We start from the raw sequence: 14,542 nt of genomic DNA on the forward strand, positions 1-14,542 counted from the left end.
TTATTTAGCCAGTTGCAGCACTTGTTGTGCAATCACTTCATCGGCATTGGGCAGGGCCAGCTTGCCGATGTTCTGGCTTAATATCTTTTGTTGGTTCGTATCTTTTAATAATGCTAATGCCTTGCCGACTAATTGTGCCTCCGCATCTTTATCAGCAACAAATACCGCTGCATTTTCATTCACCAGCGCCAGGGCATTTTTAGTCTGATGATCTTCGGCCACGTTGGGCGAAGGCACCAGAATAACCGGCTTTTGTATCACACACAATTCGGCTATAGTGCCGGCGCCTGCACGCGAGATGATCACATCTGCCGCGGCATAAGCCATGTCCATCCCGTTCAAAAACTCCAGAACTTTGATATTCGGATTGATGCTATCACCTAATTGATCGGTGATGCTTTTATAATAAAACTTACCGGTTTGCCAGATCACCTGCACATCGGCTGCTATCAGCTGCTGCAAGCCGGCCAGTATGCTTTGATTGAGCGTACGTGCGCCCAAGCTGCCACCGGTAACCAATATGGTTTGCTTTGCAGTAGACAGGCCAAACGAGGCCAATGCCGCCTCGCGTTTGCCGGCAATAGCTACAGATTCCTTACGTATTGGGTTACCGGTTTTAATAATTTTATCAGCGGGGAAAAACTGCTCCATGCCATCAAAGGCCACGCATATTTTTTGCGCTTTCTTCCCCAATATTTTATTGGTAATACCCGCATAAGAGTTTTGCTCTTGTATAAGCGTTGGTATACCCTTTTGCGAAGCTGCATACAGCAAGGGGCCGGAGGCATAACCACCCACACCCACCGCAGCATCGGGCTTAAAATCTTTGATGATTTGCTTGGCCTTACTTACGCTTTTTAACAGCTTAATAGGAAACAGCAGATTTTTCAGGATGGATTTACGTTGAATGCCCTGAATATCCAAACCAATAATTTGATAACCGGCAGCAGGTACTTTTTCCATTTCCATGCGGCCGTTGGCCCCTACAAACAATATTTCGGTAGCAGGGTCAATACGTTTTAAAGCATTGGCAATAGCAACCGCCGGGAAGATGTGCCCCCCGGTGCCGCCGCCGCTAATGATAATTCGTTTTGCCATGCTTATATAAATAATTAAACTAAAAGACTAAGATTAAACTGATTGGTTTAGGCCATAGCCACTTCCCTGATTTCGCCGACCACCACTTTTTTACTGGCCTCGTTTTCATCAATATGCCGGCTAACCGACAGGATGATACCGAAGGCAATGCTGGTGAACAATATGGATGTCCCCCCCATGCTGATTAACGGCAAAGGGACACCCGTTACCGGCCCCAGCCCTACCGCAATAGCCATGTTGGCAAAAGCCTGTATAGTAATACTAAAACTTAAACCGCAGGCCAGCAAAGCACCAAAGGCTTTGGGCGCTTTAGTTACAATTTTTACGCACCTGTATAGCAAGAAAAGGTAGATACCCACTACAAAGGCACCTCCAATCATGCCGTATTCCTCAATAATAATGGCGAAAATCTCATCAGAATAAGCTTCGGGCAAAAAGTTGCGCTCGGTGCTGTTGCCCGGCCCTTTGCCAAATAAGCCACCTGTAGCAATGGCAATTTTAGCGTGATCAGACTGGAAAGACTTATCAGCATCTACTTTATCATGGTGCAAAAAGGTATTTACACGTGAGATATACGTTTTACGGCGCGGACCTAAAAAGATAACACCCGCCAGTAACACCGCTCCGGCTAAACAAACCACTGCAATTTGTTTTACGCTGATACGACCTATGATGAGCAGCAATATACTTACACCGAACAACATTAATGCGGTAGACAAGTTGGCTAATGCAATCAGAATGAAAACCACACATACGGCCCCCATAATAGGCAAAAAGGACTCTTTTACATCTTTAATGTTTTCCTGCTTACGCGATAAGGTTCGGGCCAGGTAAGTAATGAGCGCCAGCTTGGCCAAATCTGAAGTTTGGAAACTAAGGCCGGTACCCGGAATGGCAATCCAGCGGCTGGCACCATTTACATGGCTACCAAACAGCAGCGTAAACAGTAGCAGCGGGATAGTAACCATGATGAGTATTTTACTCAAACCTGCATAGTAACGGTAATCCAGTTTGTGCGAGATGTACATCAGCGCCAAACCGCCTACCATCATCAGCAGGTGCTTCATTAAAATAGATTCGGTAGCCTTGCCCTGCTTATAAGCCAGCGTACCACTCGAGCTATACACGGCCAGCAGGGAAATTACCGATAATAAAATCACAATCAACCAAATCCAGCGGTCGCCCTGGGTTTTACTGAGGATGCGGTTCATTTATGTAAAATTCTATCAAATATTTTAAACGGATCAGTTAATTTAAAAACACACCTTACAGCGGCGGCAGCCTACAATTGCTTCACCGCATCTTTAAACTGGCGGCCACGGTCTTCGTAGTTTTTAAACAAATCGAAGCTGGCGCAGGCCGGTGATAACAATACCGTATCACCTTTGGCAGCCAGGTGGTAGGCCACGTTTACGGCCTCGGTGGCGGAGGTGGTATTAACTACCATATCTACCTCATCGTCAAAAGCTTCGTGAATGCGCTTGTTATCTTTGCCGAGGCATACGATGGCTTTCACTTTTTGTTTCACCAAATCCTTCAGCATGTTGTAGTCGTTGCCTTTATCAACGCCGCCCAATATCAGCACCACCTTATCGGTCATGCTTTCCAAGGCGTACCAGGTAGAGTTTACGTTGGTGGCTTTTGAATCATTAACAAAGCTGATGCCGCCAATTTGCCCAACGGCTTCCAAACGGTGCTCAATGCCTTTAAACTCACCCATGCTCTCTCTTACGCTTTGGTTGCGCAAGTGCAAAATCTTTCCCACTATACCTGATGCCATTGAGTTATAGGTATTGTGTTTACCCTGTAATCCTAAATCGTTAGTTGCCATTTGGAATTCTTCGTTAGGTGTGTGAATAATAATATTTTGTTGTTCGTCCAGGTATGCGCCCGGCTTTACTTGTTTCTCAATACTAAAAGGCAGCAACTGTGCATTAAAGCTGCGGCCCTGCATGCCGTTTAGCGTTTCCGCATCATCGGCACAATAGATAAAATAATCCTCCGCTGTTTGATTCTGCGCAATGCGGAATTTGGAGGCGGCGTAATTTTCCAGTTTGTAATCGTAGCGGTCCAGATGGTCGGGCGTAATGTTCAATAACACCGCAATATTCACCCTAAACTCGTACATGTCATCCAGCATAAAACTGCTTAGTTCGAGCACATAATAGTCGAACTGCTCAGTAGCTACCTGGTAGGCAAAGCTTTTACCAATGTTGCCGGCCAGGCCCACATTTAAACCGCTATGCTTTAATATCTCATAGGTAAGGCTGGTGGTGGTAGTTTTCCCGTTAGAACCGGTAATACCAATAATAGTCGCATTGGTATACCGCCCGGCAAACTCAATCTCCGAAATTACAGGCGTACCCTGTGCGCGCAGCTTTTTTACCAGTGGCGCCTTTTCGGGTATACCCGGACTTTTAACTACTTCAACCGCACCTAAAATTTCAGCCTCAGTGTGCTGATTTTCTTCGAAGCGGATATTCCACTCCTGCAGTTGTTGTTTATATTTTTCGGCAATAGCACCAAAATCAGAAACAAACACATCATACCCCTGCTGCTTGGCCAAGTAGGCTGCCCCTACGCCGCTTTCGCCTGCGCCCAGGATAGCCAACCTCTCCCCGGCCCTCTCCAAAGGAGAGGGAGCATTATGCTTAGTGGATATGTTGCTTTTTTCGTTCATGTACTATTTTATTCAATTTTTATCCCCCTTTAATTTTCTCCTCCCCATCGGGGAGGCCGGGAGGGGTATCATCTTAACTTTAAAGTAATTACCGCAATGATGGCCAGCATAATGCCCACAATCCAGAAGCGGGTTACAATCTTCGCTTCGTGGAAACCGCGTTTTTGGTAATGGTGATGCAAGGGCGCCATCAAAAAAATCCGCCGGCCTTCGCCAAAGCGTTTTTTGGTGAACTTGAACCAGCCTACCTGCATCAATACTGATATGTTTTCAATCAGGAAAACACCGCACAGTACCGGCAATAGTAATTCTTTCCGAATCATGATAGCGAACACGGCGATGATACCACCAATAGCTAAACTGCCGGTATCGCCCATGAAAACCTGTGCCGGGTAAGAGTTATACCATAAAAAGCCCACACAAGCACCCACAAAGGCACCAGCAAAAATTACCAGTTCGCCCGAGTTGGGGATATACATAATGTTCAGGTAATCGGCAATCACGGTATTACCCGATACATAGGCCAGTATAGCCAGCGTAATACCTATAATGGCCGAGGTACCGGTGGCCAGGCCATCGATACCATCAGTTATATTAGCCCCATTGGAAATGAAGGTGATAATAAAGATTACAAAGACCATAAATACCAGCAGTGCATAATGCTCACCAAATGCCGGACTAATGAATTTGAGCACTTTGGCGTAATCAAATTCATTGTTTTTATAAAACGGCATCGTGGTTTTTGTAGAGCGCACATCCTGCGTGTAAACCGGGGTATTGCCTTTCATGTGGTAATTTACGGGCGCATCATATTTTACCGGCAACTTTACTTCCTGGCGGATGATGATATCGCTGTTGAAATACATGGTCCAGCCTACAATAATGGACAAGCCTATCTGACCTACAATTTTGAAGCGGCCGGCCAGGCCTTCTTTGTTCTTTTTGAATACTTTAATATAATCATCCAAAAAGCCAATAGTACCTAGCCAAATGGTGGTTACCAGCATCAGTATGATATAAATATTATCCAAACGGGCAAACAACAACGTAGGCACCAGTATACCCAGCAAAATGATAACACCACCCATAGTAGGCGTGCCAGCTTTTTGCATCTGCCCTTCTAATCCCAGGTTACGTACCGTTTCGCCTACTTGTTTGAAGCGAAGAAAATCAATCAGCCTGCGGCCAAAAACGGTAGTTACAATTAACGATACAATTACCGCCATAGCCATACGGAACGTCAAATACTGGAACACACCTGCCCCGGGTATATTGTAGTTCTTGTTTAAATAGCTAAATAAGTAGTAAAGCATCGGCTGTTCTATATAGTTAATTGGCTAATAGGTTAAATTGATTCGTCAACTCTTCTTTGTCGTCAAAATGGGTTTTCACACCATTAATTTCCTGGTATTTTTCATGGCCTTTACCAGCCAATAAGATGATATCGCCCGGCTGTGCCAAATGCACCGCAGTTCTGATCGCTTCTCTTCTGTCGGTAATACTCAAAGTTTTGCGCTGGCTGGCAGCATCCACCCCAGCCTGCATATCTTTTATAATCTGCTCCGGGCTTTCGGTGCGCGGGTTATCAGAGGTCAGGATCACCTTATCGCTCCAATCGCAAGCAGTTTTAGCCATAATGGGGCGCTTGGTTTTATCGCGGTCGCCGCCGCAACCAATTACCGTAATTACCTGTTCGGTACCTTTACGGATATCTTTAATGGTGCTCAGCACATTTTGCACCGCATCGGGCGTATGGGCGTAATCTACAATACCAATAATTTTATTGGGCGAAATGACATAATCAAAACGGCCCTCAGCACCGGTGAGCTTGCTTAGTGCAGTCAGCACAGTAGCTTTATCCTGCTCTAATAATAAAGCGGTGGCATATACTGCCAGCAGGTTGTAAGCATTAAAGCTGCCCACCAGTTTAAACCATACCTCTTCGCCATCAATGTTCAGCAGCAAACCACTGAATTCATTTTCCAACATTTTCACCCGGTAATCGGCCATGCTTTTTAAACCGTAGCTTTTTTTGTAAGCCTTGGTGTTTTGCAGCATTACGTTACCGTTGCGGTCATCGGCATTGGTTAAGGCGAAAGCGCTTTTAGGCAAGCCATCAAAAAATGCTTTTTTTGCCTTAATATAATTATCAAAGGTTTTATGATAATCCAGGTGATCGTGCGTAAGGTTGGAGAAGATACCGCCGGTAAAATTTAAGCCGGCAATACGGTGCTGGGCTACGGCATGCGAGCTTACTTCCATAAAGCAATAATCGCAGCCTTTGGCTACCATTTCATCCAGCAGCTGGTTCAACTCTACCGGGTTTGGCGTGGTATGCGTTGACGGTACCACCTGCCCGTTGATCTGATTTTCAACCGTAGATAATAAACCGCATTTGTAACCCAACTCGCGGAACAACTTATATAACAATGTAGCAATGGTGGTTTTACCATTAGTACCGGTTACACCTACCAGCTTAAGCTTTTCTGAAGGACGGTCATAAAAATTAGAAGCGATGATACCCAAAGCCTCGGCCGAATCATGCACCATCAGGAAATCGGCACCAGTAGCGGTATGGCCGGGCAGCTCCTCGCAAATGACTGCAACAGCGCCATCGGCTACGGCCTGCTCTATATAATCATGACCATCAACTGCGGTACCCCGAACTGCCACAAACAAACAACCGGGCCGTACCTTGCGCGAGTCAAATACCACGGCATTGATCTCCACATCGGCACTGCCCTGCAGTTCGGTAAAGGCTACGCCTTCTATGATTTCGCTCAAATACTTCATTGCAGTTCCAGTGTTATTTTCGATCCTTTCGGGATCAGGCTTCCGCCGGTTACAGATTGATTTTTTACCATGCCGCTTCCGCGCACGCTTACTTTGTAACCTGCATTACCCATTACATAAAGGGCGTCACTCAGGCCCATGCCGGTTACGTTTGGCACCGTGCCTGATTTATATTTTACCTCCTGATAAGGGATACCGTTGCTGGTATCAATGGTAGAAGCATTGCTGGCGTACTGTGCTTTGATACCCAGTTTACCATATACCTGCTTAACCGCTTTAAAATTGCCTTCTTTAATTTTTGGTGGCTGAGTGTTACCCACCAGGTGCTGCGCCGGTGCCGCTTGCTTAATGCCAAAATCGGCTGCATAAACTTTATCCGCAATTTCGCGGAAGGCCGGGCCTGCTACCTGTGCTGCATAATAGCCGTTCTTAGGATCGTTGATAACCACGATTAAAGAATACTTAGGCTTATCTGACGGGAAATAACCACAAAACGAAGCCTGATACTGGCGGCGGGCCTTATAACCATTACGGCCATCAGCCACCTGTGCAGTACCAGTTTTACCAGAAATTTGGTACAGCGGGTTATTGATGATACCCTTACCGGTACCCTCTGATACCACACCACGCAGCATTTCCTGCATTTTTTTCAGCGTTACATCCGAGCAGATTTTAGGATTAATTACCCGCGCTTCAAAATGCTCAATCGGGTTACCTAAACGGCGGATTTCGCGCACAAAGATGGGTGCAATGTATTTACCGTTGTTGGCTACTGCGTTGTAGAACGACAGCATTTTCAAAGGCGTTAATTGCATCTCGTAACCGTAAGCCATTTGCGGCAAAGTCAGGTACTTGTTCCAGCTGGTGTTTTTTGGTGATTTTACTACAGGTTGAGCCTCGCCCGGAATTTGCAGCTGTAATTTTTCATTCAAGCCCCAATCCATCAAATGGTCGGTAAACTGCGACTGGTTATTGTGATAAGATGAGTTGATTAAATAAGCAATAGCCGCGTTTGATGATTCCTCAAAAGCCTTTTTAGCACTTACACGACCTACAACACCATGCGAATCTTTTACGGTTTTGGTGGTATGCGGCACTGGGTAGTAGCCAATGTTGACTAAAGTATTAGTATCAATCTTTTTATCTTCCAGCAATGCCATATAGGAAGCCACTTTGAAAGTAGAGCCCGGATCCTGGTTACCGGCAATGGCATAGTTGAACTGCTCGGTAAAATCACCATCCTTGGTACGGGTATAGTTAGCTACGGCTCTTACCTCACCGGTATTTACCTCCATGAGTATGGCGGTACCGTGCTCAGCCATGCTGGTAATCAGCGCTTTTTTCAGGGCGCTTTGTACCACATCCTGAAAGTTAATATCAATAGTCGACATGATGTCGGCACCATCTTTAGGCGCTACTTCATCATCCTGGTTTACCGGCATCCATACGCCGCCGGCTATGCGTTGCATCAAGCGTTTACCGGTTTCACCTTCAATATAATCAGCATAAGCGCCCTCCAAACCCACCGGGTTTTTTACGTTTTCGTTTTTATAGCCAATGGTACGGGCAGCCAGTGTACGGAAAGGCAGGATTCGCTTGTTTTTCTGCACCACAATCAATCCGCCTTTGTATTTACCCATATTAAAAATCGGGAACTTGCGGATTTGCTTCAGCTCCTGGTAACCCACCTTACGGCGAATTAACTGGTAACGGGAACTATCCCTGCGGGCATCGCGCAGCAGCATACCGTACTCGCGGATAGACTTATCGCCAAAAAACTGCGATAGCTTTAAGGCCAGCGAATCTACTTTCTCATAAAATATTTTATCATCGGCAATGCCACCGGCCAGCATATCCATATGCAACTCATACTCGGGTACAGAGGTAGCCAGCAGGCTGCCATCCACCGCGAAAATATTGCCGCGGGCAGCTTCCACGTTTACATAACGGGTAGACAAGCTATCGGCCATGGCGCGCCATCTTTTACCCTGACCGATTTGCACATGGCCCATCTGCAGCATTACGGCTACTGCCAATACCACAATAAGGCCGAAGGCCAGATATACGCGCAGCAATATATTGGTACGTATATTCATCGCGCTTCCTCCTGTTCGGTTAGCTTTTGAGGCGGCTCTACCGGCTGTTTAATGCCCAGGGTATCGGCACGCTTGGCCACTTCGGTTAACGTGCTTTTAAAAGCAAATTCAGCCTTGGTGCTTTTATAGTCCCAAGATAACTCCTTTACTTCTTTGCTTAGTTTATCAATATCGCGCAGGTTATTTTCGGCCAAATGGCGATTGCCGATATATACCATGCCCAGCAGCGCCAAAAAGAAAATAAAAGGCAGCGCTTTGGTGGCCGTTTCGGTGGTAATTACACCTTTAGCCATCAAATTGGTAAAGAAATTTTCCGGAGCCTCAGCTCTCGGCTTTTCTTCAACAATCAGCTCCTTTTCTGCTTCTTGTTCTTCCTGAATTTCTGTACGTAAACGGTTGCTCATTTTTTTACAGCTATTCTTAATTTGGCGCTACGTGCCCGGTTATTTAATTTAATCTCTTCTTCTGTGGCCGTAATCGCGCCGCGGCTTACAGCCTCGAGCGGACGGTTATCATTGCCATATATATCTTTTTCCAACTCGCCGCTGAACTTGCCTTTGGCGATAAAGTTTTTTACCAGCCTATCCTCCAGTGAGTGATAAGACATCACCACCAATCGGCCGCCGGTGGCCAGCACCTCGGCCGATTGCATTAAAAAATCCTTCAATGCTTCCAGCTCCTGGTTCACTTCAATGCGCAAAGCCTGAAATACCTGCGCCAGGTATTTATTTTCTTTGCCGCGGGGTATCAGGCCACTAATCACATTCTTTAAATCAGCCACCGTGGTAATCGGCTTGTTTAAACGCGCCGTTGCTATGGTACGGGCCAGTGATTTCGCATTTTGAATTTCGCCGTACACCCCAAAAATGCGGTGCAGTTCGGCTTCCTCATAATTATTAACCACTTCTTTGGCAGTCAGCTCGGCCGACTGGTTCATGCGCATATCCAGCTCTGCATCAAAACGAATGGAGAAGCCCCGGTCCGGCTGATCGAACTGGTAGGATGACACGCCTAAATCGGCCAGTATACCATCCACCGGTACGGCATCGTGCAGGCGGCAATAGTTTTTCAGGTACCTGAAATTTTGCTCCACCAATTCGAAGCGCTCATCATCAATGCTGTTTTGCACCGCATCCGCATCCTGGTCAAAGGCCAGCAGGCGACCATCTTTGCCCAGGTGCTTGATAATTTCGCGCGAGTGACCACCACCACCGAAAGTTACATCTACATAGGTACCCTTAGGCTTAATAGCTAAACCTTCAATGCATTCCTGCAGCATTACCGGGGTATGATACTCGCTCATTCCACCCTCCTTCCGATGCCGCCCATTACATCCTCAGCCAAATTGGCGAAGTTTTCAGGGGCATTGTCCATCTGCGCATCATACGCTTTCTGATCCCAAACCTCAATTTTATTAAACTGACAGGCCAGCACCACATCGGCACTAATACCCGCATACTCCAGCAGTGCCTTGGGCAGCAATACGCGGTTATTGGCATCCAATGCCAATTCAGAAGCACCACGAGTAAAATATCTTATAAATTCGCGGGTTCTTTTTTCGTATTGATTCAATTTGCTCAAATCATCCACTATTTTATCCCACTCTTTTCGGGTGTAAATCACCAGGTGCTTTTCAAAGCCGCGATTGATCACCAAGCCCTCACGCTCAGCTTCAGGAAGCTGACGTTTGAGGCCAGCAGGGATCATCATGCGTCCTTTGGCATCCAGTTTACACTCAAATTCTCCTAAAAAGTGGGACATGTAGTCAGTTAGGGTAAAATTCAATTGTAAAAGTAACAAGCAACTTCCACTTTCCTCCACTTTTTCCCACAAAAAAGTTATCCACACTAATTAACATCTGAAAATGAGCACATTTATTTTCGACGCTCTATTTTGAGTTGAATTAGTAAGGAATGAATTAAGTTTATTTCTTAAAAATAAACTTAATTTTAAGAAAAGGGACATACAGACTTAGCCATAAACAACTATAAGTCAAAGCTATATGACATTACATCAAGTGATATACCTGATTTTGACAGCCAAGTGGGAGAAAAATTCAACCAATGGCTGTAATTGGAAGCAAAGTGGGAGAAATTTTCGGCTGAGGGTAGCAATTTGTCTAATTGCGTCATTTTCGATGTACGGAAGCCATCACTCTGCAAATTCCCTGGTTAAGTGCATAGAGATGGCGCCCATTCCTCGCAATAACGTGGTGGGAATATCTGCTCGCTTACAATGAATCAATATACAGCTCCTCTACCTTTTTACGCGCCCAATCGGTTTTGCGCAAAAATTTGAGGCTTGATTTAACGGAAGGGTTATCTATAAAACAATTGATGCGGATGCGTGCCGCCAGCCCCTCCCAACCGTAACGCTGTTGCAGTTCAGTCACAATAGCTTCGAGGGTTTTGCCATGTAGGGGATTATTGGGCTGCTCCATACGTGCAAAGAAACGAAGATGAGGGGGAAATATACGCTCTGTGTAATAATTAAAATCTGTTATGAAGAGCAGTAGCGCGGCACAAGTACATAAACCGCTGCCAGCGAACCAACACTGTGTCATGCTGAGGCACTCGAAGCATGGGCGCACAGGCTGTACCGATGAACGTTTCTACACCTACCCTTCGAGTACCTCAGGGTGACAGCGATGGTTAACCTTTTATGAACTGTTGTAGTTGAAGCACTGCCAGCATTTAAGGTCCTGAGTACACCACATAGCACTGATTTGTAAAAAGTTAAATCAAACATTTGATAACAAGGCACAACTCTTTCGCTATCGCTCAAGATGACAAATAGTGGGTAAATTACATCTTATCTTCCTGCGGATTGATGTACACTGAACTGATGACAGAAGCACCTGGTTTGAATACGAACAGCATTACGCCCTGATCAGACGGAGCGCTACCCCTGATGACGGCCCAGGCCTGCACAATATCTATCGGTTTCTTATCCGATGCTCGGGTGCCTTTGGTATGTTGCAAGGCCACTAACTGATACGCTTGTACACCACCAATATTGGCATCGGCCCGGCGAAATACATTGATGATACTGCTGATATCCAAGCCCGGCTCCATCAGCGGCTGCAGGTTTTGGTATTGGCGAGATTGTACCACGCTTAAAAAGCGGGATACCTGCTGCTCATACATCTTATTTTTGGGCAAGTAGGCTGATTTATAATCTAAAGTAGCCGCCACATCAGCGCCCGATTTAATGATGATACGGAAAACGTCTGGCAATTTATCTTTCGCCTCTTGTGCCAGCTTGTAGGCGGTATTGGCGCTGCGGTAAGCCGCGTTTAGTAACTCCAGTTTGCCGGTAGGCGCATGGGTAGTATAGTCGAGTGTGATTTCCTTTTTGGTACCGTTAAAACCACCCACATTCGCCTCTGCCCCATCAGTAATGTGTACGGCCTGCGGTTTGAGCTCCGATTTGATGGTATCTGATATTTGCTTGTTGGTCTTGATGTTCATGGTACAAGCCCCAAGCAATAACACAGCGGCAAAGAAAATGCGTTTCATTGAGTTACAGGTTTAGGTGGTATAAGCAAGAAGATAGCTATTTTGTTTGCTTTGCAGGTATTACATGTCTGCTGCTGTAAGTAATAATACCTACAACAGGCAGTGAATGTAATATTTTACTAATAATTGATTCATTGAAGTTTCTCACTTGAGCCTATTGTAAGCGGCTCTGCCTGTGTGCGATTGCTTCGTTCCCCGCAATAACGTGGTGGAACGGAAACTGGTTTATATTCCGCTCTTCGAAGTTTCCAACTTCGAAATTGTATATAAGTAGATTAATCTACCAAAAAACTACTGACGCGTTTATGCCACTGCTGCGTGGTGCTGCGGGTGCTGCGCACTGCTTCAGGGTGCTGCGTAGTGCTGCGCCTGCTGCACCCGCTGCGCGCAGCACCCGCGCAGCACCCCTTACATTACCCGTACCTTTAAAAAGCTAGGGTGCTCTTTAGAGGTGTAGATACGCTCGGTTTCCTTCTTGAAGTCGGTATTTTTGGCCTTCATGATGTCCTGAAACTGCTGGGTATTGCGGTCAATAAGCGGGAACCAGGTGCTTTGCACCTGCACCATAATGCGGTGACCTTTCTTAAACGTGTGCAGCACATCCTGCAGCTCGAAGTTCACCGGCGTTACCTGGTTGGGCACAAAGGCCTGGGGCTTATCAAACCCGTTGCGGAACTTGCCGCGCATAGCCTCGCTACGTACCATTTGCTGGTAGCCGCTTAGTTGCTGGTTTTTACCGGTCCACTTGTTGTTCTGGGTAGAGTCAGGGTATACGTCAATTACTTTCACCACGTAATCGGCATCGGTGCCAGTGGTGGCTACCTTCATGTTAGCCCAGATGTTGCCGGCCAGGGTGATGTCTTTGTCCAATACTTCGGTTTGGTAGGTGAGTACATCGGGGCGGCGTGAGGCAAAGCGCTGGTCGCCGGTCATATACTCGCGGGTCATGTCGTTATCAATGCCTTCGTAAAAAGGTACCGGGTGGGCAGGATCAGATACATACTCATCAAACACATTGCCGGCAGCAGCCGGTGCAGTAAAAGACAGTTTCCCACCGGGTAAAAAGTACAGGTTTTTCTCCTCTGCTTCCTGCGGCGGCCATACGTTGTAATTTTTCCACTGATTGGCACCGGTTTCAAAGGTGGATACTTTAGGCAAGTTTTTCAGCTCCGTTCCTTTCAAGTAATGATTAAAGAAATTAAATTCAATATTCTCGCGGTAGTATGGACCGGTAGGGCCGCCAAAATCCACATCGCCCAGGTGGTCACCAGCACCACGTGCCCAGCCGCCATGCACCCAGGGTCCCATCGCAAAGTATACAGGCGTTTTCGGGTTTTTGGCTACCAGTGTTTTGTAGGTATTAATGGCACCGTATAAATCCTCGGCATCGTACCAGCCGCCGGTGACCAGTACAGCGGTTTTAATATCGTGCAGGTGCGGCAGCACGTTGCGGTCTTTCCAATGCTGATCGTAGTTCGGATGATCTAGCATTTCGTTCCACAGGCGGATGGTATCTTTATAATACAAAGTATTGGTATTCTTCACCGAACCCATGTGCAGGAAAAAATCATAACCATCATTAGTACCGGCATCAAAACCGCGAGCACGGCGCTGGGTGGGTTTATCATCCTGGCGGTTGGTAAAGCCGGGGTAAAAGCCAAAGTTGGCTACCAGCATAAAAGCACCATTATGGAAAGCATCATCGCGGTACAAATCGGCAATAGGTGCCTGCGGTGAGGCAGCTACCAATGCCGGGTGGCGGCTCAATAACGAAGTAGTAGTATAGAAACCAGGATATGAGATGCCCCACACGCCTACTTTTCCATTGTTATTCGGGATGTTTTTCAGCAGCCAGTCAATAGTATCATAGGTATCGGTACCCTCATCTACATCCTGCTTGGTTTTGTGCACTTCTTTTTCGGGGGTCATTTCTTCGTAGATACCTTCGCTCATCCAGCGGCCGCGCACATCTTGGTATACAAAAATGTAACCATCGTGCAAAAACAACGGCGATGGGCCCAAGCTGCCTTTGTATCTGTCCGTTCCGTAAGGCGCTACGCTGTAACAGGTACGGTCCATTATGAAAGGGTATTTTTTACTTTGATCTTTGGGCATATATACTGAGGTAAACAGCTTTTTGCCATCGCGCATGGGTATCTGGTACTCATACTTAGTATAATTTTCCTTTACGTAGGCCGCATCGGGGTTATTGGGCTGTGCGCATGCGGTAATGGTAGCAAAACAGAACAAAATAAGGAGTAGCTTCTTCATGAAATCGGATTGTATCTTATAAAGATGATAACTGAGTTGATTGAGCCACGAATATAATAACAAAAGCCACCTGTAGGGGTGGCTTT

General features: G+C 46.3%; 12 protein-coding genes. All 12 read right to left on the bottom strand.

Annotation, left to right across the window (positions count from 1 at the left end):
* A complete protein-coding gene (gene murG / locus ACYVNW_RS08490) occupies nt 1–1,098 on the bottom strand; it encodes an undecaprenyldiphospho-muramoylpentapeptide beta-N-acetylglucosaminyltransferase (RefSeq protein ID WP_460679422.1) in 1,098 nt (365 codons plus the stop codon).
* A 47-nt stretch (nt 1,099–1,145) separates the two neighbouring features.
* Nucleotides 1,146–2,309, bottom strand: a complete 1,164-nt coding sequence (locus tag ACYVNW_RS08495) for an FtsW/RodA/SpoVE family cell cycle protein (RefSeq protein ID WP_460679423.1) — start codon at nt 2,307–2,309, stop codon at nt 1,146–1,148.
* Nucleotides 2,310–2,380: 71 nt separating this feature from the next.
* Nucleotides 2,381–3,778, bottom strand: coding sequence for a UDP-N-acetylmuramoyl-L-alanine--D-glutamate ligase (gene murD, locus ACYVNW_RS08500; RefSeq protein ID WP_460679424.1), 1,398 nt, complete (start codon nt 3,776–3,778; stop codon nt 2,381–2,383).
* 68 nt (nt 3,779–3,846) lie between these two features.
* The gene (gene mraY, locus ACYVNW_RS08505; RefSeq protein ID WP_460679425.1) at nt 3,847–5,091 is read right to left on the bottom strand and encodes a phospho-N-acetylmuramoyl-pentapeptide-transferase; all 1,245 of its coding nucleotides are present in this window, start codon (nt 5,089–5,091) and stop codon (nt 3,847–3,849) included.
* 16 nt (nt 5,092–5,107) lie between these two features.
* Complete coding sequence (locus ACYVNW_RS08510; RefSeq protein WP_460679426.1) at nt 5,108–6,571, bottom strand: UDP-N-acetylmuramoyl-L-alanyl-D-glutamate--2,6-diaminopimelate ligase; 1,464 nt, start codon at nt 6,569–6,571, stop codon at nt 5,108–5,110.
* Entirely contained in the window at nt 6,568–8,667 is a 2,100-nt protein-coding gene (locus tag ACYVNW_RS08515; RefSeq protein WP_460679427.1) for a penicillin-binding protein, read from the bottom strand. Before ACYVNW_RS08515 ends, ACYVNW_RS08510 begins: the two co-directional genes overlap by 4 nt.
* A complete protein-coding gene (locus ACYVNW_RS08520; protein WP_460679428.1) occupies nt 8,664–9,071 on the bottom strand; it encodes an FtsL-like putative cell division protein in 408 nt (135 codons plus the stop codon). The genes ACYVNW_RS08515 and ACYVNW_RS08520 overlap by 4 nt, the downstream gene beginning before the upstream one ends.
* On the bottom strand, nt 9,068–9,970 hold the full coding sequence (gene rsmH, locus ACYVNW_RS08525) for a 16S rRNA (cytosine(1402)-N(4))-methyltransferase RsmH (RefSeq protein ID WP_460679429.1): 903 nt from the start codon (nt 9,968–9,970) through the stop codon (nt 9,068–9,070). The genes ACYVNW_RS08520 and rsmH overlap by 4 nt, the downstream gene beginning before the upstream one ends.
* Nucleotides 9,967–10,428: a division/cell wall cluster transcriptional repressor MraZ gene (mraZ, locus tag ACYVNW_RS08530; RefSeq protein WP_460679430.1), complete on the bottom strand. Its 462-nt coding sequence runs from the start codon at nt 10,426–10,428 to the stop codon at nt 9,967–9,969. The genes rsmH and mraZ overlap by 4 nt, the downstream gene beginning before the upstream one ends.
* Before the next feature lie 469 nt (nt 10,429–10,897).
* Nucleotides 10,898–11,107, bottom strand: coding sequence for a VF530 family protein (locus tag ACYVNW_RS08535; RefSeq protein ID WP_460679431.1), 210 nt, complete (start codon nt 11,105–11,107; stop codon nt 10,898–10,900).
* Nucleotides 11,108–11,471: 364 nt separating this feature from the next.
* The gene (locus ACYVNW_RS08540) at nt 11,472–12,185 is read right to left on the bottom strand and encodes a hypothetical protein (protein WP_460679432.1); all 714 of its coding nucleotides are present in this window, start codon (nt 12,183–12,185) and stop codon (nt 11,472–11,474) included.
* A gap of 408 nt (nt 12,186–12,593) precedes the next feature.
* Nucleotides 12,594–14,456 (bottom strand): CocE/NonD family hydrolase, encoded by a 1,863-nt coding sequence (locus tag ACYVNW_RS08545; RefSeq protein WP_460679433.1) that lies wholly within the window; start codon nt 14,454–14,456, stop codon nt 12,594–12,596.
* Nucleotides 14,457–14,542 lie beyond the last annotated feature (86 nt).

Source organism: Mucilaginibacter koreensis (assembly GCF_054783355.1).